We start from the raw sequence: 23,965 nt of genomic DNA, 5'->3' as shown, positions 1-23,965 counted from the left end.
TCATCCCCGCCTCCACCACCAAGGCCATCGCCCTGCGCGCCTCCGGCGGCACCTCGATGATCAGCCCCATGGAAGAGTGGGAAGGCGAGCTCGACGGCAAGAAGATCAAGTTTGGCCGCCCCGGCTTTGAGCCGCTTTCCAACGAAAGCACCGCGCTCAACATCGAGGAAGCCATCCGCCTCAATGCCTCCGTGCTGGCCGTGCAGGTCTTCATCGGCAGCGCGTATGAGCGCCAGTCCCTCAAGAACCTCACCGACCTGGTGGATGCCGCCAGCCGCTACGGCATCGCCGTCATGGGCGTGACCGCCGTGGGCCGTGCGATGGCCCGCACGCCGCAGTACTTCCGCCTGGCCACCCGCATCATGGCGGAGCTCGGCGCGAACATCGTGAAGTGCTACTACACCGAGAAGGAATTCGACACGGTGACGAGCTGCTGCCCGGTGCCGATCGTGATCGCCGGTGGCAAGAAGCTGCCAGAGCTCGACGCGCTGAAGATGTGCGCCAACGCCATCAAGCAGGGAGCGAGCGGTGTGGACATGGGCCGCAACATCTTCCAGAGCGACGCCCCCGTCTCCATGATGCAGGCCGTGCACGGCGTGGTGCACGGCGGTCTGAACGCCAACAAGGCCTTCGAACTCTACAACGACCTCAAGAAAAAGGAGCTGAAGAAGAAGTAAGTCGTCTACATTTCAGATGCCAAACTCCGACTGCCTTCCAAGCAGTCGGAGTTTTTGTTTTCCAGAACCAGGAAAAACGTGCTACAGCCACGGCCCATGAAAAACCCCGTTTCATTCCTGCGCACGGTCGCCCTGCTGGAAGCCGTTTCCTATTTGATCCTGCTCTTCATAGCCATGCCGCTGAAGTACGCCATGGGCATGCCGATGGCGGTCAGGATCGCGGGCGCGGTGCACGGCGGCCTGTTTGTGGTGTTCTGCTTTGCCCTCTACCGCGTGCTGATGCAGACGGGCTGGCCTTTCAAGCGCGCGCTATTTGTTTTCATCGTCTCGCTGCTGCCATTTGTGCCTTTCTTCATCGACCGCCGCATGCGTGAGTGGGCGGCGGAGGACTCCAACCAGACGCAAGCGTGAAAAAGGTCGTCATTCACTCCGACGGCGGCTGCCATGGCAATCCCGGCCCGGGAGGCTGGGCCGCGGTGCTGGTGTATGGCAAGCATGTTCGCGAACTCAAAGGCGGCGTGCCCGCCACCACGAACAACCGCATGGAGCTTCAGGCCGCCATCGAGGCCCTGCGCATTCTCAAGGAACCGTGCGAGATCGACTTCCACACCGACTCCCAGTACGTGCGCCAGGGCATCAGCCAGTGGATCGCGGGCTGGAAGCGCAACGGCTGGCGCACCAGCACCAAGCAGCCGGTGAAAAACGCCGATCTCTGGCGCGCTCTCGACACCGCCACCGCCCGGCATACCATCCGCTGGCACTGGGTCAAAGGCCATGCAGGACATGCCGACAACGAACGCTGCGACACCCTGGCCAACGAAGCGATAGCCGCCGTCAAAGCCGCCCATGCCCCCCACCAACTGCATGTGCTGCTGGAGCAGTTTAAGGCGGAAATGGAAGCTTAGCGGGCCTTGGCCATCCCTCGGGCCTCTGCGCAAACGGCCCGCACATGACCGCGCAGCCAGCGATGTGCCGCATCGGCATCCAACCGTGGGTGCCAGAGTAGCGAAACTGTGAAATCAGGCAGCGACATTGGCAGCGCAAACACATACATGCCGGTGCACAAGCTGGCAGTATGCCGCTCCGGAACGCTCGCGATGAAATCGCTGGCTCGTGCCAAGGCCACCGCAGTGGCAAAGCCGCCGACGATCGAGACGATCTCACGCTCCAGCCCAAGCTGCTTCAGAGCATCATCAACAGGCCCGGAGTCCCGCCCATCCCGCGAAACCAAAATGTGCCGACCAGTCGCAAAACGGGCGGCGCTCATGCGGCCCTGGCACAGCGGATGCCCCTGCCGCACGACACCGACGAGACGATCTCTGAACAAGGCCTGCGTGCGCACTTCCGGCCCCGTCGTTTCGTCCACCACACCAGTCTCCAGATCCACCTCTCCTTCCCTGAGCGGGCGGCTGTCTTTGATGGGCTTTGGCACAAAGCGCAGCTTCACCCCAGGAGCCTCGGCAGTGATGCGTGAGATGAGCTGAGGCCCGAAGTTTTCCACCCAGCCTTCGCTGGTGCGCAACGTGAAAGTACGCACCAGACGCTTGAGATCCAGCTTCTCGGCAGGACGCAATACCGCAGCGGCCTCCTGCACCAGCTGCCTGGCCCGCTGGCGAAGCTCAATCGCCCGAGGTGTGGGAACCAGCCCGCGCCCGGCCCTGACGAGCAGAGGATCCCCGGTCGCATCACGCAGGCGCCCCAGAGCACGGCTCATCGCTGAGGGGCTGAGTCGCAGGCGATGTGCCGCCCGTGCCACGCTGCCCTCGGCAAGCAGGGCATCAAGCGTGAACAGCAGGTTAAGATCGGGATTGGCCATGAATGCACTCAGTATTGCCCGCCTGAGACAGGGCGTCAAACGCACGAACAAAGTGCAAATCATGCGTTTTACGCATTTTTATTCGGGGACTATCGCTCAAGCACCTCCACCCAGGAGCATGCCACCCACATCTTTATGAAGACCTTGATCGATGCTCAAAACCTGCAGACCACCGAAGTTTCGCAGGAGCAGCCCAGCACACGCTGGGCGCTCACCGGACTCTCGCTTTCGATGCTGCTGTCCTCTCTCGGCATCAGCATCGCCAATGTCGCGCTACCATCATTGACCCGAGCTTTTGCAGCCTCATTTCAAGAGGTGCAGTGGGTGGTTCTTGCCTATCTGCTCGTCATCACTGCGTTGATCGTCGGTGTTGGTCGAATGGGAGACGTCGTCGGCCGACGACTGCTGCTGCAAGCAGGCATAGCCATCCATACGCTGGCATCCATCGCCTGCGGAGTCTCCACTATCCTTGGGGTTTTGATCGTGTCACGAGCGATGCAGGGGGTTGGTGCAGCCATCATGATGGCTCTGACGATGGCTTTTGTCGGCAGCATCGTGCCAAAGGAAAAAACTGGAAATGCCATGGGGCTGCTAGGCACCATGTCCGCAGTGGGCACTGCTCTGGGCCCATCGCTCGGGGGGCTTTTGATCGCTGGCTTTGGCTGGCGTGCGATCTTCCTCATCAATCTCCCGCTCGGTGTGCTGGCTTTTTTTCTCTCACGGCATCACCTGCCTGCTGACCGCAAAAATGCCGGGGATAACCGTCCGCGGCTGGACCATGCGGGCACAGCACTGCTGACTTTGACACTCTCGGCTTATGCACTAGCCATGACACTGGGGCGCGATCGATTTGGACCGCTCAATGTCTCGCTGCTGCTCGCTTCTGCCGCAGGTGTAGGTCTGTTTCTGCGCGTTGAGATGAAAGCCGCTTTCCCGCTGGTCCAGCTGTCCCTGTTTCGCGATCACCGGATGAGCGCCAACCTCGCCATGAGCGGACTTGTTTCGACCGTCATCATGACGACGCTGGTGGTCGGACCGTTTTATCTCTCACGCGCACTCGGACTCGATGCCCCGCTGGTAGGCATGACGATGTCCGTCGGACCGCTCGTCGCAGCGCTGACGGGGGTGCCCGCTGGCCGTTTTGTGGACACAATGGGCACAAAGCGCATGACCCTTGCGGGTCTGGTCGGCATGGCGGGTGGCGGCTTCATTTTATCCATGCTGCCAATAACGACAGGCGTGGGCGGCTACATCGCCGGCCTCGTCATCATCACGTCTGGCTATGCCTTGTTTCAAACCTCCAACAACACCGCCGTCATGACTTTGACCGCCCCGGAGCACCGGGGTGTCACCTCCGGCATGCTCAACCTGTCACGCAATCTGGGCCTCATCACCGGCGCGTCTGTCATGGGTGCCGTGTTCAGCCACGCAGCAGGAACAAATCTCATGGCCCCGGCTGCTGCTGCCGACATCGCTGCTGGCATGCGATTCACCTTTGGCATTGCGGCAGGATTGAGCATTGTCTCTCTCGCCATCGCACTGGCAAGCAGCTCACTGAAGAAGAGCCACGAAAATTGACGACAAGACTGGCTCGTTCTTAAATCATCGCGCGAAACTCCGCCTCGGAGAGAATCTTGACGCCGAGCTTGGTGGCTTTATCGAGCTTGCTGCCGGCTTCTTCCCCAGCGAGGAGGTAGGTGGTTTTGCCACTGACACTGCTGCTGACTTTGCCGCCGTTGGCGCGGATGGTGTCGGCGATGGTTTCGCGGTCTTCGCTCAACGTACCAGTGATCACCCAGGTGGTGCCGTTGAGTTTGTCTGACGCCGCTTCGACGGCTTTCTGCGTGAAGTTGAGCCCCGCTGCACGCAGGCGGTCCAGCAGCTTGATGTTATGATCTTCGCGGAACCAGGCATGAATGCTGACGGCCACGATCTCGCCAATGTCAGGGCACTGAACGAGCTCCTCCAGACTGGCTTTGGCGATGGCATCGATGCCGCCAAAGTGCTCGATGAGCTTGCGCGCACCGCCTGCACCCACGTGCAGAATGCCGAGGCCGAAGACGAGGCGCCACGGGTCCTGCTGCTTGCTGGCGGCGATGGCTTTGAGGTAGTTGTCAATGCTCTTGGTGCCGACGCGATCCAGACGCGCCAAGGACAGCTCATCGAGATCATAAAGATCAGCCACATCGGCCACCAGCCGCGAACCATCGGCTTTCTTAAAATCCACCAGTTGCGCGATCACCGCCTCTCCCAGCCCGCTGATGTCCATGGCACCACGGCTGACGAAGTGCTCGATGCGGCGCTTGACCACTTCTGGGCAGTGCGGATTGGGACAGCGGATGACGACCTGCTCCTCGTCCTTGTGCACGGCGGTGCCGCACACGGGACAGTGGGTGGGGGCGGTGACGGAGGTTTCATCGCCGCTACGCAGCTCCTTCTTCACGGAGACGACGGCAGGAATAATTTCGCCGGCTTTTTCAATGATGACGACATCACCCACGCGGATGTCCTTGCGCTCGATCTCCTCGTAGTTATGCAGCGTGGCATTGCTGACGGTGCTGCCGCTGACGAGCACGGGCACCAGCCGCGCCACCGGCGTGAGAGCGCCGGTGCGGCCCACCTGGATGTCGATGGCCAGCAGCTTGGTCTCCGCCTGCTCGGGCTGGTATTTGTAAGCGATGGCCCAACGCGGAGCCTTGCTGGTGACGCCGAGTTCTCGCTGATCGACAAAGCTGTTCACCTTGATCACCGCGCCATCGGTTTCATAGGGCAGGGATTTGCGTTTTTCATCCAGCTCACGAATGGCCTGCAGCAGCCCTTCCGCGCTGTCGGCATGCCAGATGAGGTCCGCCTTGCGCAGCCCGGCGGCATCCAGCAGGGCATAGACTTCCTTCTGAGACTCCACGTCGCTGGCTTCGGCCAGGCCGTAGAAGACGATGTCGAGCGGACGCTTGGCCACGATCTTGGGGTCGAGCAGCTTGAGCGTGCCAGCGGTGGAATTGCGCGGATTGGCAAAGGTGGCCTCACCTGCCTCCTCGCGCTCCTGGTTGAGTTTGGCAAAGCCGGCCTTGGACATGAAGACCTCGCCACGCACCTCAAAGGTCTGCGGCCCATCTTTCGGCAGGCGCAGTGGGAGGCGCTTGATGGTTTTGAGATTGTTCGTCACATCATCGCCCGTCTGGCCGTCTCCACGTGTGGCACCGTATTTGAGCACACCGTTCTCATAGCGCACGGTGATGGCCACGCCGTCCACCTTGGGCTCGATGACACAGTCCACCTTCTCGCGGCCCAGGCCCTTCTGCACGCGCGCAAAGAACGCGCTCAGCTCCTCCTCGGAGTAGGTGTTGTCCAGGCTCATCATGCGCACTGTGTGCGTGATCTGCGTAAAGCCCTCCAGCGGCGCACCACCGACACGCAGCGTGGGAGAGTCCGGCGTCCGCAACTCGGGGAATTTCGCCTCAATGTCCTGCAGCTCCTTGAGCAGCACGTCGAACTGCTGGTCACTGATCTCCGGGCGAGCCTCCACGTAGTAGAGGCGGTTGTGGCGGTGGAGTTCGGCGCTGAGAAAGGCGGCGCGGCTGGCGGCTTCGGCGTGGGTCATGGTTGCCGCTTTGAATAGCTGCAAAGCGGCGCAAGGAAACGGGAAAATCCGTCACTCGTTCTGCGGCACCCACGGCATGTCACGCATGAGATACTTCATGAGGAAGGTAAGGCCTAGCATCAGCGCGGCCTCCACGGCGAGGTAGATCCCAAAGTGCCCGATGTGCCACATCCAGCTGGCCAGCCCGCCGATGATGCCTGCCGCCCCCATGGAGACGACCATCATCAGGCAGCCGGCAGCGGAGTTTTTCACCTCCTCGGAGGGCTTGGAAAGCGGCAGCCACTGCCCCATGAGCCCGGTGATCAGCGAGAAAGCAGGCAGAAACAGCACCGCAGGCAGGCTGAGCGCCAGCGGTTTCCATGAATGCTGCAGCCCGGCCAGCAGAATGGTCTGCAAAATCAGCACGGGAAAGCTGAGCCAGCAGAGCACGGCCTTGCGTGCGCCATGAAAGAGCGGCGTCCAGTGCGGCAGCGGCGTCAGGTAAAAGAAGGCGGAGGCACGCCAGTGCTCGGAGCATCCTAGAAACAGCATGGCCTGCAGCGAGATCATTCCCAGGAAGCAGGTGGCAAAGCCCTGCACCATCATCGTCCCGCCATCGCCACCGCGTCCACCCGAAAAGAGCATCACCAGCGGCATGATAAGCATGGGGGCAATGCCAGGATAGAGGCGCAGCTTGATTTCCCGGTCTCGGAAGAGGTAGGCGGTGGTGAGCTTGAAGGACTCGCGCTCCACCGGATCCCGCAGCCACCAGCGGAGCGGCGGCAGTTTGACGATGGCCGCCAGCCACACGCCGCGCGGCTTGGTGCTCTCCTTGGCGGAGCCGGTGGACTCGTTCAGGTTCATCAGCCCCTGGCCGTAGGCTCCGCCGAGCTTTTCCAGCGCCAGCCAGCTCGTGCCCGCCGTGGCCACCAGGGCAAGCACCGCAGGCAGCACCAGCATGGTGGGCTTGGACGAGGTGCCGCAGATCAGCGCATCCAGAGCCCCGAACCAGACCGGCGGCAGGGCCAGCATCCAGCCTTCAATGTGATCAAATTTTTTGAATGCTTCCAACTGCAGCAGCCGTGGCATGATCTGACCGCCAAAAATCATCACCACGGTGAGCAGCGACTGCAATGTGGTCAGCAGATTGTCCAGTCGCTCACGCCCGAACCATTTGAGGCAGGCATTGTAGACCAGCACAATCACTGCGGCAGAGAACAGCATCAGCAGCGCAGTGGAAAACAAATGAGCGGGAATAAACCGCCATGTACCACCTCGGCTCCACAGCCCCGTCACAAGTCCGGCCAGATTCAGAGCCAGAGCCAGCACGAAGGCAAACCCTGCAAGCACAGCACACTTGGCACGCAGCATCTGCTGCGGCGTCACCGGCCGGTGCAAAAGAATTTCCGCCTCCTCCTTCATGAAAAGCATCGTGCCTGCGCTGGATGCCAGTGTGAGGGAGGCAAACATCAGCGTGAACCCATGCAGCGTGCAGGCAAACACAAAGATGTCCGTGTATCGGGAAACCAGCGCAGGCATGAGCCCCACCAGCGAGTAGATGACAAGGGTCAGCCCCAGGCCCATCTGCCGCCGCGTTTTCTGCACACCCGCCTGCTGTGCAGCACGCCCCCGGAACAGCAGCTTCCAAAACAGGCTGCGGAGCACTTTCGCAGGCGCAGCCTCCTTGTGACGGGGGGTGCCCTGCAGACTTTCGGCAGTGGTGCTCATGACAGCATGTTTCTGGCAAAGGATTCCGCGCGTGCTTCCAGGCCGCTCAGTCCTGTGAGCCGGGTAAAAAGCTGCTCCAGGGTAACAGTCCCATGCTGCTGCTGGAGTTCTTTCGGTGAGCCCTCCACCAGCAGCCTGCCCTGCGCCATGATGGCCACGCTGTCACACACGCGCTCAACCACATCCAGCACATGGGAGCTGTACACGATGGTCTTGCCCTCGCGGGCCAGGGTTTCCAGCAGCGCCTTGAAACCGACGGCCGCATTGGCGTCCAGCCCGTCCAGCGGCTCGTCCAGCAGCACCACTTTGGGATTGTGCAGCAGTGCGGCGGTTATGACGACCTTTCGGCGCATTCCCTTCGAGTAGGCGCCCAGAAGCTTGGAGGTCAGTGTCTGCTCATCCAGCTCAAAAAAATCGAGAAACTGCCGGATGCGCGGCCGGGCTTCATCTTCGTCAATGCCATACAGGGCCCCGATCATCAGGAGAAACTCCAGCCCCGTCAGGGATTCATACACCGCTCCCGAGTCCGGCACAAAACCGAGCAGCCGCTTGGCCTCCATGGGGTGGGTGGCCACGTTCACCCCACAGATCAGAGCCGTTCCCTCGTCAGCCTGCAGCATGCCTGTCACCATCTTGAGTGTGGTCGTCTTCCCCGCCCCGTTCGGTCCCAGCAGCCCCACGATCTTGCCCGGAGGCACCTCCCAGTTCAGGTGATCGACGGCTGTCTGTGTACCGAAACGCTTGGTGAGGCCCTGAATGGAGATCATGCCCCCGATCATTCATGGCTTGCCTGCGCTTGCAAGACAGCAATCAAGCCCCTGCACCAAACGTGAATTTTAATAGATATTAACTAAAAACCTTGCCGCTAAGACTAAATTCAATATAATGAGTGTAATTTCAATAATATGTCGCATTTCCCTTCCCACCTGCCCACACGCTTGCGCTTCGCCGTGGTATTGGTGATTTTGATTCTCGGCATGCGTCAGGCCTCCAAGGCCCAGTCTCCCGCTCCATTGCCGTCGGCTGGCACTTATGTGCCTGTGGGTGAAAGCGCCTCCATCAAGGTCAACTTCCCCAGCGCCCCCATCCAGGCCATCATTCCCTTTTACACCCAGCTCACGGGCAAAAAACTCATCCTCGACTCCGCCCTTCAGGGTGAAATGCTTCGTATCATCTCCCCGCAGATGCTCACGAAGAAGGATGCCATCGCCTTCATCGAAGCCACCCTTCTGCTCAATGGCTACGCTATCATCAATGTTGACGCGACCACCGCAAAGCTGATCAATCAGGCCGGAGGCAAAAGCCCGACCGCCGACGGCTTGAAGGTGTACAATTCCCTGCGCGATCTGCCTCAGAACGAGGAGATTTGCCACTTCGTGCTGCCGCTGCAGTTCGTCTCTGCCGATGAAGCCTCCAAAGCTTTCCAGCAAGTCATCAAGCTGCATGGCTACGGGGCCATGACAGGTGTCTCCAATGACACAGCTCTCATCATCACGGAAAACAGCACCACCATCCGCAGCATCTGCGAGATCGCCCAGATCATCGACGTCCCGCCCACGGAAACCTCCAATGAAATGATCAAGCTTGAGCGCTCCGATGTGGAGCTGGTGTCCGAGATCATCAATGAAATCTTCGAGCAGGAGGAAAAAGCCAAGAGCTCCGCAGCTGCTCCTGCCGCTGCAGCGCCAAATGCGGCCGCCCGGCCAGGAGTTCCCGCCGTGCCCGCCAGCCCTGCAGCCAGCTCGGGCACCACAGCGACCAACCCCGCAGCCGCACGAGTCAAGGTCTTCCCTTACCGCCGGACCAATGAACTCCTCGTCATTGGCCGCCCTGTGGACATCACCTACATCAAGGGCCTCGTCGAAAAACTCGACAAGCAGAGCGATGGCTCCAACTTCCTCAAACGCCGCCTGAAGTACCTCGACGTGCTGGACTTCCTCTCAGTGGCCTACAATGCGCTGGCCAAAGACACCGACATCCAGGGCAACAACGACGGTGCCGTCTCAGGCCCTCCCAGTGGCGGGGGGCTTCGCCGCAAATCCGGCGCCAGCTCAAACACACCCTCCACAGACGCAAACAACCGAGACAGCTCCGGCAGCAACAACTCCGCTTATGGCACAAATGCGGGCCTTGGGGGCAGCTTTGGCGGCACATCCGGCTCCCAGGGCGGCTCCAATGCAAACCGTAGCCTGCTCGACAATCCCGAAGATGTCGGCGCACCTGAGTCCATGGTCGTTGGCAAGACCCTGCTCATCGGAGACCCTCAGTCCAACAGCCTCATCGTCTCGGGTTCACCAGAACACATCGCACGCATTGACCAGTTGCTCGAAGAGATGGATATACGCCCCCAGCAGATCTACATTTCTGCGATCATCGGCCAGCTGAGCTTGGGTAAAAACTTCAATTACGGCGTCGATTTTCTCCAGCTCCTCTCGGACTTCAGCGTCAACCGCAACGGCGTTACCAGCTCCGGCTCTTCCTCGGGCGGCTCCTCAGCCGCATCGACTGCCGCCAATATCGTCCAGTTCCCGGCGAAATTCGGTCAGCTGAACTTCTACGGCCAGATCGGCTCGCTGAGCAATTACATCAAAGTCATCGACAACAACAACAACTTCAAGGTGCTGGCCACCCCGAGCATCTATGCCAAGAACGCCGCCAAATCCGTCATCTCCTCCGGCCAGCGCATCGCCGTTCCGGCCAATATCCTGACCAATGGCGGATTTTCCGCCGGCATCGCCAACACCAGCGTGAGCGTCACCTATCGAGATGTCGTGCTCAAACTGGAGGTCATCCCCCTCATCAACTCCGATGATGAGGTCACACTCCGCATCGCCCAGATCAATGACAACGTCGTCGGTTCACAGACCATCGGCGGCAACACCGTACCCACCATCGGCACCCAGGAGCTGCTCACGGAAGTAGCCGTGAAAAATGGCGCCACGGTCGTCCTCGGCGGACTCATCACGGAGAAAGTCACCAAGGGCAAAAACGGCGTCATCGGGCTCAGGCGCATCCCGATCCTGGGCAATCTCTTCGGCACCACTCAAAACCAGACCACTCGCGAAGAGCTTCTCATTTTCATCCAGCCGCGCATCGTGCGCTCCAACGACCAGCTCGACACCTCGAACAATATCGAGAGCGGCCGCAGCGAGATCTACGACGAGTCCATGCGGTTCGGCTCCCCAGGCCTTGAAAACATCCCGCGTGCTCTCCCTGCGCGATAAGTCCCGCGGCGGCACCGCTCCGCAAAGAGCCTGTCACGTTGGCTCAAGTTGTCTCGAAAAACAAGCTTCCCTGGACGCTCAGACACGAGATCAGCATGCCAGTGCCGAAGCTCACGTTTTCACGCGAGGCTGCATCATTCGCAGCCTCAGCTGACAGAATCTTTTGTCCTGTCAGCTCAGGTCCGAAACATCTCGAAGCTTTCTACTTCTTGATGACTTCAGCACGGTTCTGACTGTAGGAACTGCGTGCGGAAAGATAAGGGTCAACGGCATCTTTAGTGACCGTGTCATACTTGTCGATCTGAGTCGGAATGGAGCGCAGCGTGTTGGACAAAGGCGGGACGATGATCCAGTCATGCTTGGAACGGCTGCCAAACCAGTACAGGTAAGGCCAGTTGACTGGATTGAGGGCATAGTCTCCAGCCAGCCCCACCGTATCCCTCACGCTGCTGGGTCCCAGGAGTGGGAGCACCAGATAGGGACCATTTGGAATGCCCCACTTGGCAAAGGTTTGTGCCGTGTCTTCTTCCGGCAGGTTGGCAAGAGCTGGAATTTTTTCCGCAGGCTGGAAGATGCCAACCACCCCGCCCAGGGTGTTGACGACGAATTTGCCAGTCTCCTGCCCTGCACGTTTGAACTTGCCCTGGAGCGTGCAGTTTACCACGCGCACAGGGTATTTGGCATTTTCAAAAGCGTTGTCGATCCCCTTGCGCACAGGCTTGGGCAGAACCAGTTCATACCCCTTGGCGATCGGTCGGAAAATCAGCGTGTAGAGCTTGTCGTTCACCCAGAAAGTGCCGCGGTTCAGGGGCTCCAAAGGGTCGGCAATGTCTGGCACTGTTGCATACTCGTCATCCTCTTCGCCCTTGGGCGGCCCCACTTTGTCAGCAGCAGCATTTTTTGAGGCTGGCTTGGCCGCATTCTCTGCCGAGGCTTTCACAGCAGCCTTGTTTGCGGGGGAGCTGCATTCAACCAACAGCGGTGAGGCTGCAAGCAGTAACAGACGGAGTGTGAGTGCGTGGTATTTCATTGAGGGCGGGAGACAGACTGCGTAAGAGAGCTTATGACGGCGTTTGCGCCACCTTTTTTAAATTGTGCGTCCAATTGACTGCGGTAGTTGGCGATCAGGCTCACCCCCTCGATCACCACATCAGTGATACGCCAGCCCTGCATCTGCTCCATGCGGTAGATGACGTTGTAGTGACTGCCTTTGTACACCATGTTGGTCGGCACATCGACTCTCTCAGCCGCTGGTGAAGTCGCTGCCTGGTAGGAGATCTCCGGATGCTCTCCCGGGGTGAACTTGCTGCTGTAGCTGCGGATGATCAGCGTTGCAAAAAGCTGGGTGGCCTGCTGCTGCTGCGCTGGGGTGAACTGTCTCCAGCCTGGCCCGACGGCACGCTTGGTCATCGTTTCAAAGCTCACGTACTTCTGCAGCACTGGCCGCAGGCTTTCAGGGAGGGCGTTGCGGTTTCCTGTGCGATCAGCAACTGAAAGCACCTCGGTCACTGCTGTTTTGAGACGGGTCTGGGCCTCCGAGAGCTGGGCGGAGGCCGCCAGCGGTGCAGCGGCAAGAATGAGAGGAAGCAGAATACGTAGGGTCATGGTGCGGGAGGGGGGGCGTCTTTACCTTTTTCAACACTGCCAAAAGCCATCTTGCCAATTAACGACTCAAGATCGACCGAAGACTCAGTCATCGTGATCAGTGAACCGGCGGAAAGGTAGGTATCATCAGCACCGGGCGCAAGTGCCACGTATTTGTCACCGATGAGACCCGTCGTTTTGATGGACGCCATCGTGTCCGTGGGCAGTTTCAACCCCGCCTGAACTCGCAGTGTCACCATGGCGCTGTAGTCCTTGTCATCCACACGGACGCCCTCCACCCGGCCCACCGGCACCCCCGCCAGCAGCACACTGCTGCCAGAATTGAGCCCTCCAGCGTTGGTAAAGCGCGCCTCCAGCATGTAGGTGTCCCCGCCAACCATGGAGCCGGCCCCGAGCTTCACGGTCAGGTAAACAAGGGCGGCGATCCCCAGAAGGACGAAAAGGCCAACAAAAATTTCCAGCTTGGATTGCTTCATGTGTCTTCAGATTGCAGGGCTTCGCCGCGTCTAATAGCAGCAAGTGTACGGCCAAGTGCTTCCGCGCTGTCGCGAAAATCACCCACCACAGGGTCGGCGGAGGCCGAAAACTCAGCAGGCGTGCCTTCAAAGCACATGCGTCCTTTGTCAAGCAGCGCCACGCGGTCGCTCGCGATGAGCGCTTCCGTCAGGTCATGCGTCACCACCAGCGCCGTAAAGCCAAACTGCCTCTGGTATTTGGCGATCATGGAAAAGACAGCGTTCCGGCGCAGGGGATCCAGCCCCGCAGTAGGCTCGTCAAACAGCACCAGTTCGGGCCGGGTGACAATGGCCCGCGCCAGAGCCAGGCGCTTCTGCATCCCGCCTGAAAGCTGGCTGGGATAGCGATCCTGGTGGGTCTCCAGCTCGATCTGCCGAAGCGCATCGAGGCTGCGCTCACGAATTTCTTTGTCTGCCAGGTCCGTCGTCTGCTCCAGCGGCAGCGCTACATTTTCCAGCGCGGTCAGGGAATCGAACAGCGCGTTGCTTTGAAACAGAAAACTGCATCTCCGGCGGAAGTCTGCCCGTGCGCCGTCATTTCCCCTGCCGAGCGGCTTGCCATCAAAGTAGATGCACCCAGCATCTGGCCGGATGACATCCGCCAGGCATTTCAAAAACACTGATTTTCCGGCGCCGCTTCGCCCCAGCACTGTCACCAGCGAACCACGCGTCACCGCCAGGCTCGCCCCGTCCAGCACCATGTTCCCGTCAAAACTCTTGCGCAGGCTCTCGATGTTTAGCAGCAGTTGGTTGGAGTCAGCACCCATGTGATCAGACAAGGAAGGAGGTGATGACATAGTCGGCAGCCAGCACAATGATGCTTGACTGCACCACTGCACGGGTGGTCGAAGCGCTGACAGCGCGTGCTCCTGTGGCTGAGCTGCAACGATGCGCGTTAAAACCATGATAGGCGCACAGAGCTATCGTCAGCAGCCCAAATGTCGCCGCCTTGATCAGGCACTCCCGCACATCCTGGGACTTGACCGCATTCTCGGCAGAGGACCAGTAAACGCCGGGCTCCAAGCCTAGCAGCAGCGATCCCGAGAGGCTCCCCCCCCACAATCCCACCGTGACGAACAAAGCCGTCTGCATCGGATACACCACCAACGCGGCGAGCAGGCGCGGTGTCACCAGGTATGCATGGCTGCTCACCCCCATCGTCTCCAGCGCGGCGATCTGTTCCGTGTTGCGCTGAATGCCCAGCTCCGCAGCCAGAGCTGACCCCGCCTGCCCCACCAGCATGAGGGCCGCCAGGGCAGGCCCCAGTTCGCGGACTAGGCTGAGCGAAACCAGCGTTCCCAGCAGGCTCTCAGACCCAAACCGGTTCAGGACGTAATACCCCTGCAGGCCTAGCACGAGCCCCGTGAACATGCCCACAATCAAAATCACCGGCAGGCAGCGCACACCCTGCTCAAAGCCGGCGCGGACAATCCGCCTCCCGAGCCGCCTCGCTCCCAGCGCTGAGCTGAATGCCTGCCCTGTAAAAAGAGCAAAATCGCCCAGTTCATGGACTATGGAGAGTGAATAACGACCTAAGGTGCGCAACATTCGGTGCGTGGACATTCACCCACGTGCAGGAGTTTCGCAACGTCGCAGCGCGCCCTAGGGCAATAATTCTTCGCAGGCTGTACTCAGAGGTCCCCCACAGGGAGCCATTTGCGCTGCTCCCAGCTCTGCAGGCCAAGCTCGGCCAGCTGCACGCCTTTGGCACCTTCCCTCAGTGTCCAGGGAAACGGCGTGTCCAGCACCACGTGTTTGAGAAACTCTTCCCACTGAATCTTAAACGCATTGTCATACGGGGTCGTATCCGGCACCTCCTGCCAGCCGCTGAAGAAATTGATGGGCTGGTCGATGTCCGGGTTCCATACCGGACGGGGGGTCGTACCGAGGCTCTGCACCCAGCATTTGCGCAGTCCCACGATGGCGCTGCCATGCGTGCCGTCCACCTGCATGGTCAGCAGGTCATCGCGCCGCACGCGCACGGTCCAGGAGCTGTTAAACTGGCAGATCACCCCGTCCTCACACTCAAATGTCGCGTAGCAGGCGTCGTCACTGGTGCAGTCATATGGCTTGCCACGTTCGTCGATTCGCCGGGGCATGTGAGTGGCTCCCAGGCAGCTCACGGCCTTGACCTTGCCAAAGAGATTGTCCACCACGTAGCGCCAGTGGCACAGCATATCCACGATGATGCCACCGCCGTCCTCCTTGCGGTAGTTCCATGAAGGGCGCTGCACCGGCTGGTCAGCATCCTCACCCGTAAACACCCAGTACCCAAATTCACCGCGCACGCTGAGGATGCGGCCGAAGAACCCCTGGTCTCGCAACGTGCGAAACTTGCGAATGCCACTCAGCCAGAGCTTGTCCTGAACCACCCCGTTTTTCACACCGGCATCTTCACACAGCTTCGCCAGGCGCAAAGCCTCGCTCGTCTCCACAGCAGTCGGCTTTTCGCAGTAGATCGCCTTCCCTGCCCTCACCGCCTTTTCCACAAACCCCGCGCGCTGCAAGGTGCCGGACGCATCGAAGAAGATGGCGTCCTCTTTGTTCGCCAGCGCAGCATCCACGTCAGTGGTATAGCGCGTCACCCCGGTGCGCTCAGCCAGCGCTTTCAGCTTGTCATGACTCCGCCCCGTCAAAATCGGGTCGGGCATCAAGGTGAGGTCATCACTCACTTTCAACCCGCCTTGATCACGGATGGCCTTGATCGAGCGGATCAGGTGCTGGTTCGTACCCATGCGTCCCGTGACGCCGTTCATGATGATGCCGATGCGTTTCGTTTCCATTTTTTGCCGAGTTGCTGTTTTGAGGTTTGAAGTTTCTGAGGTGCCACGTCCCGTGGGTCATTTGTCTTCCGGGTAAAGGTCGGCGTAACTGGCGCTGATTTTGTCCAGAAACTCTCGCTGATCTCCGCCCCACCAGCGATTGGAAAAAATCTCCACCTCGCGATGCCCTGTGTATCCCGTCGCATCCACCCAGTCGCTGATTTCCCGGATGTTGATGCAGCCTTCGCCCATGAGGCCACGGTCATTCAGCAGATCTGTCGTCGGAGACATCCAGTCACAGATGTGAAATGCCTGCAGCCGGCCTTTTTGCCCCGCGAGGTCAATCTGCGCCTTGAGCTCTGGATCCCACCAGACGTGGTAAACATCCACCGCGATCCCGACCCCATCCGGAGAGCCCAGCACATCACAGATCTCATGCGCCTGCCTCATCGTGTTCACCGCACTGCGATCATCTGCATACATGGGGTGTAGCGGCTCGATCGCGAGCTTCACTCCCGCCTTCTGCGCCGCTGGCAGCACAGCCGCAATTCCATCGGCTATCTGCTTTCTTGACTCCGCCAGCGGCCGCCCCGGCACGGCACCACAGACCAGCACGATCAGCGGAGCGCCAACCGCATGCGCCTGCTCGACAGCTTTCAGGTTGTCATCGATAGCCGCCTGTCTGCCGGCTGCGCTCACCGCAGGAAAAAAACCTCCCCGGCAAAGGCTTACCACCTCCAGCCCCGCATCCCGCGTCTGACGCGCCACAGCCCCCAGATCACGCCCATCCAGTGCCTGTCGCCAGATGGTGATACCGCTGACACCTCGGCGCGGGAACTCCACCAGACATTCTTCCAAGCTCAGGAGTTTGGTGGTGATCGTGTGGACGCAAAATCGTTGCATGATCCGATACTGAGACTTCTCCGACGATAAGGAAAAGATTTCTTTTCAATCACCACCATCGGAAATCATGATGCCCGGGCTTCGGGTGGGCGGAGCTGCAAAGGAGCTCGATCCGGATTTCGAAGATGCGGAGCAAAGCCGGGCCCGACGAGGAAATGGCGCCCCCGATTTTCATGCAGTTCCGGCAGGGTTCCCCCTTGGAAACGATGCAAGATGGACCAAACTCGACGCGCATCATGGAACTCTACCAACTTGGCTATTTCCTGGAAATTGCCCGCCAGCGCAGTTTCACCCGGGCGGCCGCACGGCTGCACATGGCCCAGCCGGCGCTGAGCCAGCAAATGAAAAACCTCGAGAAGGAACTGGGCACGCCGCTGTTCAACCGAGGCCGCAAAGAAATCCAGCTCACCGCAGCCGGAAAAGCCTTCCACCCGCGCGCGGAGGCCATCCTTCTCCAGGCCGATGCCGCCAAGGCAGCAGTCTCAGACGTGGCACAGCTTCGCGGCGGGAAACTGACCATCGCGGCCATTCCCAGCGTGAGCGCGTGCCTGCTGCCGGCAGTGATCCACCTTTTCAGCAGGCAGCACTCACAGGTGTCTCTGCAATTGATTGAGGACAGCTCCGAGCGCGTTGCCGACTGCGTCGAATCCGGCCTTGCAGACATAGGATTCCTCCAGTTGCCAGCGAGCAAGTCTGCCTTCAGATCACACGCCCTCATCACGGAGCCATTTGTCCTCCTTGCCTGCAAATCGCACATGCTAGCCAGCAAGAAAGCCGTACAGCTGGAGCAGCTGAGCTCCGAATCATTTGTTTTCTACAAAGGCCGAGCCCGCGACACCGCCATGGAGTCCTGCCGCAAGGCAGGCTTTGAGCCCCGTATCGTCTGCGAGAGCGGTGAACTCGGAACAGTGCGCGCCCTAGTCGCCGCCGGCCTCGGTCTTGCCATCGTCCCCCGCCTTGCAGCCGGAGACCTGCCCCCGGACATCGTGAGTGTGAACCTTACCACCCCAAAAATGCAGCGCCAGATCGCCGCTGTTTGGCAGAAAGGCTGTGCCTTGTCACCTGCGGCAGCCTCCTTCTTGCAGCTGACGACCAGCCAGCTATTCCAGCGCCAAAAAACGCGCGGCACTGTTTAGCCTTGCCACGCGCCATGCCATTCACAGCTTCACCTGTCACTGCATCGGCATGCAGGCTTTTGCAGTGACGGGAGCTTCCTGGTCAGGACTTTGCGGCAGCAGGTTCAGCAGTCTGCTGAGAGTTGCCGGCCTTGGACGGCGCATAGTAGTAGCTGGCGTAGTTGTAGTAAGTGTACTCCTTCAGGTTCGAGCTGGAGCGGTTGAGAATGACACCACCGATGTTCACCTGGCGCTCGTAGAGCAGATCCAGCGCCTTGCCTGAGAGACGGGCCATGGTGGAGGACATACGCACCACAAAGAGCACCGAGTCGAGTTTCGGCGCGAAGCTGGCCGTATCATCAGCCACCAGCACCGGGGCGCTGTCGAAGATCACGTAATCGTATTCTTCACCCATCTCACGCAGCATCTCTTCAGCCGTTTTGGACAGCAGCATTTCCGAGGTCTGGTCAAACACATCACCACGGGCCAGCAGGTCCAGGTTTCGCGTGCTGGTCTCCTGCACCGCATCACGCCAGTGCAGCTTGCCTCGAAGAGCTTCGCTCAGGCCGGGAGTGGATGGCAGCTTGAACAGCTCGCTGACGCCGCCACGGCGCAAGTCACAGTCGGCCAGCAGAACTCGCGCTCCCGCCAGCGCCATGGTGACAGCCAGATTGGAAGTGACCGTTGTTTTTCCTTCATTCGGGACCGCACTGGTGATGAGAATCGTCTTTGGAGGCTTGCCCTGCCAGTTTTTGAAGAGAATGGACGAACGGATGTTTCGAAAGGCCTCCGCATAGAGGTGGCGGTCATCATTCGGGCGGAGGAGAGCCACGTCACCACGATTCCTTTGCTCCGGCACCTGCCCGAGGACGGCTTCTCCTGGGAACAGAGTCTGGAACTCGCTGAAGGAGTTCATGCGGTCATCCAACCGGTCAAACAGCAGCAGGATGACGATGCCAAGCCCCATGCCGCCGACGAGACCGACCACGATCGGCATCACCCAGTCTTCCACATTTTCATAGGCCGGAATGGCGCGCTCCTGGATGGCGACAAAATCGGCCTGGGTGTTGAAGACGCTCTGGATGGCCTCGACTTTTTCAAACAGCTTGTCGTAAGTCATTTTGGCCGACTCCGCAGCCTTCTCCAGTTTCTCGTGCTCGGCAATTTTACCGCCCAGATCGAGAGCCTCTTTCTGTTTTTCGAGAATCTGCGCATCCAAAACCTGCACACGTCTCTGGATGTCTGCCATCTGGGTGTGCATTTCCTGCTGGATCTGCTCTGCGTAGGAGGTCAGCAGCGCCTTCTGCGCCGCGAGTTCTTCGGACACATCCTGCACCATCGGGTGCTGCTGCTTGAACTGAATCAGCAGCGAATCCAGTTTCGTCTTCAGTTCTGTGATCTTTGACTTGGTCCGCAGATAATCCTGCTCAGCCATGGTCATGCCGTTGCGTCCAGGAGAAGTTTCAGCCTCCTTGATGGTACCCGATGGCTGCATGCTTTCGCCTCCCTTGCCACCGGCCGCAGATGGCGCTGCACCCGCCGCATTCAGCATGCGTTCACGCGCCTCCATGGCAGCGTTCACATTTGCAATCGCCAGCTTCAAATCCTCCAGCGCAGTGCGCTGAGCCACCCGCTGGGCCTCCAGATTGCCAAGATACTGTGCCGCAAGGTTGTTGCCGTTGGTGATGGTCAGAATGTTGTTGGCAGCTTTGAACTTGGTGAGGCGGTCGAGGCACTCATCCATGATTTTCTGCTTGTTCACCACCTCGGAAAGGAACTGCTGCAGCACCTTGCCCTGCGCCTGCTCACGGATGCTCTGCCGGAACGAGATGAACTCATCAAGCAGGGCGTCCAGGAAAATTTTCGTGTACTTGGGCTCAGAGCCAGTCGCCAGAATGTTAAAGATCGCGGAGCCCTTGGTCTGGGCCACCCGTATTTCGACGTCCGAATCCTTGACGTCAGGGTTTAATGCTCGCACGCGTTCCAAGGCACGACGCTTCATTTCGGCACTCTCAATCGTTTCGATGATGGTGCCGTAAAAGTCCGCCTGCTGTTCACGCCAGGTCAGGTTGTCATTGAAGGCCAGCTGACCGCCAGCCACGAGCTTTGCCAGAGAACGAAACTCCTGCGGACGGCCCGTGATGCGCAGAGCCTGCACACAAACACCGATGCTCGCCGTCAGCAGAAGGAACCACCAGCGGCGGCGCAGCAGGATTTTGTAACGTTGAAATTTGGCTGATGCCTCGTGAATGCGGCTCAGCGTGCTGGACTGCGCTGTGCCTGGGAGGGTGAGGTTTTGTTCCATGATTTCAAAAAATCCAAACTTGTTCTGGGCCTGTCAGGAGCACCGACGATCACTGTCGTTTTTTGGGCCGACAGAATCGCTCAAAAAAACAACTTAAGCCATTGGATTTATTTAGCGGTGGCACCGTTCGATTTTAACAAAAAGGTTTCCCCGACGGTGCCATGGCAACTATGAAAAACCGCCTAAGCTTTAAAAATTAACGGTCTTTTCCTCAACGATGATGACATCATCTTTGCGAATGAACACGTCACGCTCCAAGTCGCCCTGGCGCATGATGCCGTCAACGTTGACCAAAATCGTTTTGTTTCCTTGCGGCGTCTTGCGGATAATCTTCACCTTCTCCTTGTTGGCAAACTGCGCAAAGCCGCCCGCACGCAGGATAGCCTGGCTGATGGAGATGTCCTCATTGGCCGGCAAGTCATATTTGCCCTGCCTGGCGACAATGCCAAACATGACGTAGAACTCCAGGTCCACCTCGCGCATCCGCATGGCATCATCGACATTGATCTTATCGATCGCGATCACCACAGTCGCATGCTGGAAGAAGTTTTTCTCGAGCTCTTTTTTGATCGTAAAGGCCAGATCTCGGCAGGTTTTGCCCTTGGCGCTAACCAAGCCTACGTAGGGAGCCTGCACTTCACCGGTCACTGCCACAACTTGCTGCAAGGCATCACGGCGGTCTTCAAGGATTCGGATGCTGATCGTATCCCCTGCAGCGATTGTCTGGTTGTTGTCGAGCACATCCATGGAGGACAGCACAGCCGCACCGGCATTGACGGCGCCGGTTGTGGCAGCAGCCGCCTGGCGAGTTGACCGGGATGACTCAGGGATCCGAAATCCAGGATCTTGGGCGTTCAGAGCTGGAAGAGCAATGGCAGCCAGGAGCAACGACAGTGATAGCTTTTTCATAACGATTTTGAACGAATTTTGATTTCTTCCGGAGCCAGAGCTGTTCAAGCCTGACGAAGATCAAAACTCATAGACCAAGGACGTTCTGTTTCGTTAGAAATTGTAATTGAATCCCAAAATCACACGAGTCTGCGTGGAGTCCGCATTCGACTGCTTGTAATTGGTAACGAAGTAACGGTAACCCAGGTTCAGACCCGCCTTGGCAGTCAGGGAGTAGTTCAGGTCAAAGGAGAAACCGTTCTGGTCCGCATCCCTTCCAACCACACCGTAGTAATCAGCACGGCCAAAGTGGTAGCCGGTTCCAGCCCGGAGCTTGGAGGTCAGCTGGTGGGTGTAGTAGAAGTCCAAACCAAACTGAGTCAGCTTGTAGCCGGTGCCTGCAAAAGCAGGGTTGATGAGAGATGGCTTGGAGTTTTCGTAGTAGCCGGAGATCGAGAAACGCCCGCCCTTCCAAGCCACCATGGAAACACCGTAGTTGATGAAGTCAGCCGTAATGAAGTTTGAGGCCAGGTTAATCGAAGATTCATGCCCGATGGTCAAGGTGTGGCTGAAACGAGCATTGAGCTGGTTGGTGATGCTGAAGTTGTAGTAGTAGCCGTTCAGGTCCGAGCTGTCTCCAGGTCCTGCGGGGGCAAACACGGTCGGCGAGTCGAAATTAAACGACTGCAAGCCACCCGAAAGCTTGACCACGGTGGATTTGCCGAGGGGAACACTGACAAACCCGCCCCAGTTGAACAGCACGCCGTCGTTGAGCGTCGGGTTGACGTAGTTGAGGAAAGTCACGCCACCTTCCGTTCCCAAAATCCATGTGGCCGTAGGGCTATAGGTCAGGGAAGCATGCACGGTGTTCATGCTACGGCTGAACTGCTTGTTCTGGCTGCCCAGTGCCTCGGAGATGGTGTTCGTGTAGTTAACTGCAAGAGCCCACGCCGAGTTGATCTGCCAGTTGGCTGCCACGCCAAAATCGTTCTGGAACACGCCGAAGCTCGAGTTGTTTGACGCCCCGACGAAAGCGTTGTTCAGAGCAGGCCGCATGGACATACGGTCATAGATGGTGATGTTGACCGGGCCAGCCTTGATATCAAAAGCGAGCGTCGTACCGGGCAGAACGTTGATCAGGTAATTACCATTGCCATACGCCGCGAGTTCCGGATGGTTGAAGTAGTGGTCAACACCAATACCCCCGGTGAAGCTCAGCACGTTGTTTTGTGAAATCCGGTAGTTGGCGCTGACATTGAGCAGTGTGCTGCTGATGATGTCAGACACTGGGACGGCGGTGCGTCGGATGTTGCTGTTGTATTCAATCCCTTGGTACAGCCCGAGACCGATATTCACAGGGCCAAGCTTCAGGTTGCGTTTGCCCGTCAGAAACGGATCCGAGGTGTAGGTCGGGGCAAAGTAGCTCAACGCCTGGGAATACTGGCCAGAGTAGGTGGTGTAGTCACCCACGGAACGGGCCGCGAATGCAGAACTGCCGCTTCTCACCGAAGGCTGCGAGATCTGACGGTCAGAACGCAGCAGCTGCTGGAGACTCTGATACCCCTCCTGATCTTCCTGACTGACATAAGCCCCTTTTTCGTAATCATAAACAACATCCCCGCTGCGCGCGGCCGCCTGACTCGTCTTTTTCAACTGACCTGTGCGAGAACGGAGGTCATTAAAAAAGTTGCTGGTCTGAGATGGGGAGACTCCGAACTGTGCGCTCGAGCGAAGCGGCAACAAACAGCCTGTCGTGAGGGTAATCACCATCAAAATTGCATTGATGGAGATGTGTCGAGAGTGGTTAATCAGCATGACGGGAGAGTTGGGTCGGGAATTAAACACTGATACAAGCAATTTTAAATGCTTTTGTCCATACCAAATTTCTCTCGTTTTCGCCACATTCTCCCCCTTGATATTCAGCATTTTGGCTTCCCTCCATCTTAAGCAACCTTCTTTCCTTCACCCCTTGTAAGTTGCAACTGGAGCCGTGCACCGCGGATCCCGCGCACGCCGCCTGAGTTCAAAATCGAATTCGAGCTGGATTTCTCTCGATGATGCTTTGTCCCAAGACCGGCGGGGACTGTTCGCATCAGGGGCTACCGCAATCAAACTGCGCAGTTTTCCAAACAGTTTTCCAATCGGCAGCCGGGTCGAATTGAATGTATTCATAGGCAGGTTCAGATCATCAGGTTTGCTTGCGACCCCATATACTGTTCATTATAACATGTTCAAATGATTTGTTCACGGCTTTTAAAATCCTCGTCTCCAATTGACGCCGGAGCCTTAAAAGTTCATCTGCGGCCATGTCCATCGAAGCCCACCCGACCCCAGCCGCGAGGTTAACCATCCCCGAATACGCCATGGCGCTGGCCCACGTCGCCAGCCTACGCTCGGAAGATCCATTTCGAAAAGTCGGTGCGGTAGCCATCGATTTTGACAACCGGGTGATCGGAACCGCCTACAACGGACTGGCCCCGGGCTACAACGCCGACCCTGATTTTTGGGCTGATCGTGATGCCAGGCGCAAATACATGCTCCATGCCGAGGTGAATCTCTGCAGCCTCTTCACCCGGGGAAATGTCAGGCTGGTGGCCTGCACCACAAAACCCTGCACCAGCTGCATGCAGATGCTATGCGCCTATGGCGTCAAAGAGGTTTATTTCCGTGACGATTACCCCGAATCTGAGGCCGATGCGATCGCAGGCCGTTACGGCATCCCACTCATCCAGCTTTCCGACTACCCGCAAATCATCGCGTCAGCAGACAAAACAGTCCTGCCCTGACACCGCCCTTGGGAGCGGCCTCTTCTCAGCCATGGGCAGATTTCCCCGCAGCAAGGTCATT

The 23,965-nt window shown here is 58.7% G+C and carries 21 protein-coding genes; 7 read left to right on the top strand and 14 right to left on the bottom strand.

The annotated features are described in order from the left end of the window. The 3 genes from ACFQDI_RS08830 to rnhA form a co-directional block, all read left to right on the top strand. The coding region (locus tag ACFQDI_RS08830) for a beta/alpha barrel domain-containing protein (RefSeq protein ID WP_377165562.1) at positions 1-677 on the top strand (677 nt) is incomplete at its 5' end. A gap of 96 nt (positions 678-773) precedes the next feature. After that, positions 774-1,088 (top strand): DUF3817 domain-containing protein, encoded by a 315-nt coding sequence (locus tag ACFQDI_RS08825; protein ID WP_377165560.1) that lies wholly within the window; start codon positions 774-776, stop codon positions 1,086-1,088. Then, positions 1,085-1,582 (top strand): ribonuclease HI, encoded by a 498-nt coding sequence (rnhA, locus tag ACFQDI_RS08820; protein ID WP_377165558.1) that lies wholly within the window; start codon positions 1,085-1,087, stop codon positions 1,580-1,582. Before ACFQDI_RS08825 ends, rnhA begins: the two co-directional genes overlap by 4 nt. Here the strand turns inward: rnhA and ACFQDI_RS08815 are convergent. After that, positions 1,579-2,493, bottom strand: coding sequence for a LysR family transcriptional regulator (locus ACFQDI_RS08815; protein WP_377165556.1), 915 nt, complete (start codon positions 2,491-2,493; stop codon positions 1,579-1,581). The genes rnhA and ACFQDI_RS08815 overlap by 4 nt on opposite strands. 135 nt (positions 2,494-2,628) lie before the next feature. Here ACFQDI_RS08815 and ACFQDI_RS08810 point away from each other — a divergent pair, with 135 nt between their 5' ends. Beyond that, on the top strand, positions 2,629-4,071 hold the full coding sequence (locus ACFQDI_RS08810; RefSeq protein ID WP_377165554.1) for an MFS transporter: 1,443 nt from the start codon (positions 2,629-2,631) through the stop codon (positions 4,069-4,071). 19 nt (positions 4,072-4,090) lie between these two features. On the opposite strand, the gene ligA is transcribed toward ACFQDI_RS08810, so the two are convergent. Genes ligA through ACFQDI_RS08795 form a run of 3 tightly spaced genes read right to left on the bottom strand, consistent with a single transcriptional unit; the run spans position 4,091 to position 8,568 of the window. Next, positions 4,091-6,094 carry an NAD-dependent DNA ligase LigA gene (ligA, locus tag ACFQDI_RS08805; protein WP_377165552.1) on the bottom strand — a complete coding sequence of 668 codons (2,004 nt, stop codon included), beginning with the start codon at positions 6,092-6,094 and terminating at the stop codon, positions 4,091-4,093. Between the two features lie 51 nt (positions 6,095-6,145). Next, a complete protein-coding gene (locus tag ACFQDI_RS08800) occupies positions 6,146-7,801 on the bottom strand; it encodes a hypothetical protein (protein ID WP_377165550.1) in 1,656 nt (551 codons plus the stop codon). Then, positions 7,798-8,568 carry an ABC transporter ATP-binding protein gene (locus tag ACFQDI_RS08795; RefSeq protein ID WP_377165548.1) on the bottom strand — a complete coding sequence of 257 codons (771 nt, stop codon included), beginning with the start codon at positions 8,566-8,568 and terminating at the stop codon, positions 7,798-7,800. Before ACFQDI_RS08795 ends, ACFQDI_RS08800 begins: the two co-directional genes overlap by 4 nt. A gap of 138 nt (positions 8,569-8,706) precedes the next feature. Between ACFQDI_RS08795 and ACFQDI_RS08790 the strand changes: the two genes are divergently transcribed. Beyond that, on the top strand, positions 8,707-11,025 hold the full coding sequence (locus ACFQDI_RS08790; protein WP_377165546.1) for a secretin N-terminal domain-containing protein: 2,319 nt from the start codon (positions 8,707-8,709) through the stop codon (positions 11,023-11,025). A gap of 202 nt (positions 11,026-11,227) precedes the next feature. On the opposite strand, the gene ACFQDI_RS08785 is transcribed toward ACFQDI_RS08790, so the two are convergent. From ACFQDI_RS08785 to ACFQDI_RS08755, 7 genes are all read right to left on the bottom strand, one after another. Beyond that, entirely contained in the window at positions 11,228-12,055 is an 828-nt protein-coding gene (locus tag ACFQDI_RS08785) for an MlaA family lipoprotein (RefSeq protein ID WP_377165544.1), read from the bottom strand. After that, positions 12,052-12,630, bottom strand: a complete 579-nt coding sequence (locus tag ACFQDI_RS08780) for a Tgt2/MlaC family protein (protein WP_377165542.1) — start codon at positions 12,628-12,630, stop codon at positions 12,052-12,054. The genes ACFQDI_RS08785 and ACFQDI_RS08780 overlap by 4 nt, the downstream gene beginning before the upstream one ends. Then, positions 12,627-13,106, bottom strand: coding sequence for an outer membrane lipid asymmetry maintenance protein MlaD (mlaD, locus tag ACFQDI_RS08775; protein WP_377165540.1), 480 nt, complete (start codon positions 13,104-13,106; stop codon positions 12,627-12,629). The genes ACFQDI_RS08780 and mlaD overlap by 4 nt, the downstream gene beginning before the upstream one ends. Further along, positions 13,103-13,912, bottom strand: a complete 810-nt coding sequence (locus ACFQDI_RS08770; RefSeq protein ID WP_377165538.1) for an ABC transporter ATP-binding protein — start codon at positions 13,910-13,912, stop codon at positions 13,103-13,105. The genes mlaD and ACFQDI_RS08770 overlap by 4 nt, the downstream gene beginning before the upstream one ends. 4 nt (positions 13,913-13,916) lie before the next feature. Beyond that, a complete protein-coding gene (locus ACFQDI_RS08765; RefSeq protein ID WP_377165536.1) occupies positions 13,917-14,693 on the bottom strand; it encodes an MlaE family ABC transporter permease in 777 nt (258 codons plus the stop codon). A gap of 83 nt (positions 14,694-14,776) precedes the next feature. Continuing rightward, positions 14,777-15,928 carry a Gfo/Idh/MocA family protein gene (locus ACFQDI_RS08760; RefSeq protein WP_377165534.1) on the bottom strand — a complete coding sequence of 384 codons (1,152 nt, stop codon included), beginning with the start codon at positions 15,926-15,928 and terminating at the stop codon, positions 14,777-14,779. A 57-nt stretch (positions 15,929-15,985) separates the two neighbouring features. After that, positions 15,986-16,810 (bottom strand): sugar phosphate isomerase/epimerase family protein, encoded by an 825-nt coding sequence (locus tag ACFQDI_RS08755; protein WP_377165532.1) that lies wholly within the window; start codon positions 16,808-16,810, stop codon positions 15,986-15,988. A gap of 236 nt (positions 16,811-17,046) precedes the next feature. Here ACFQDI_RS08755 and ACFQDI_RS08750 point away from each other — a divergent pair, with 236 nt between their 5' ends. Further along, on the top strand, positions 17,047-17,946 hold the full coding sequence (locus ACFQDI_RS08750) for a LysR family transcriptional regulator (protein ID WP_377165530.1): 900 nt from the start codon (positions 17,047-17,049) through the stop codon (positions 17,944-17,946). A gap of 82 nt (positions 17,947-18,028) precedes the next feature. Here the strand turns inward: ACFQDI_RS08750 and ACFQDI_RS08745 are convergent, their stop codons facing one another. The 3 genes from ACFQDI_RS08745 to ACFQDI_RS08735 all read right to left on the bottom strand — a co-directional run bounded on the left by ACFQDI_RS08745 (position 18,029) and on the right by ACFQDI_RS08735 (position 22,933). Continuing rightward, entirely contained in the window at positions 18,029-20,230 is a 2,202-nt protein-coding gene (locus ACFQDI_RS08745) for a polysaccharide biosynthesis tyrosine autokinase (protein WP_377165528.1), read from the bottom strand. 189 nt (positions 20,231-20,419) lie between these two features. Beyond that, the gene (locus tag ACFQDI_RS08740; RefSeq protein WP_377165526.1) at positions 20,420-21,139 is read right to left on the bottom strand and encodes a polysaccharide biosynthesis/export family protein; all 720 of its coding nucleotides are present in this window, start codon (positions 21,137-21,139) and stop codon (positions 20,420-20,422) included. A gap of 93 nt (positions 21,140-21,232) precedes the next feature. After that, positions 21,233-22,933 carry a hypothetical protein gene (locus ACFQDI_RS08735; RefSeq protein WP_377165524.1) on the bottom strand — a complete coding sequence of 567 codons (1,701 nt, stop codon included), beginning with the start codon at positions 22,931-22,933 and terminating at the stop codon, positions 21,233-21,235. Positions 22,934-23,424: 491 nt separating this feature from the next. On the opposite strand from ACFQDI_RS08735, the gene ACFQDI_RS08730 reads away from it, so the two are divergent. Continuing rightward, the gene (locus tag ACFQDI_RS08730; protein ID WP_377165522.1) at positions 23,425-23,904 is read left to right on the top strand and encodes a deoxycytidylate deaminase; all 480 of its coding nucleotides are present in this window, start codon (positions 23,425-23,427) and stop codon (positions 23,902-23,904) included. Positions 23,905-23,965 lie beyond the last annotated feature (61 nt).

Source organism: Prosthecobacter fluviatilis (assembly GCF_042655725.1).
Classification (GTDB): domain Bacteria; phylum Verrucomicrobiota; class Verrucomicrobiia; order Verrucomicrobiales; family Verrucomicrobiaceae; genus Prosthecobacter; species Prosthecobacter fluviatilis.
Note: the sequence above shows the minus strand (reverse complement) of the source record. Positions and strands in the feature narration are given on the sequence as shown.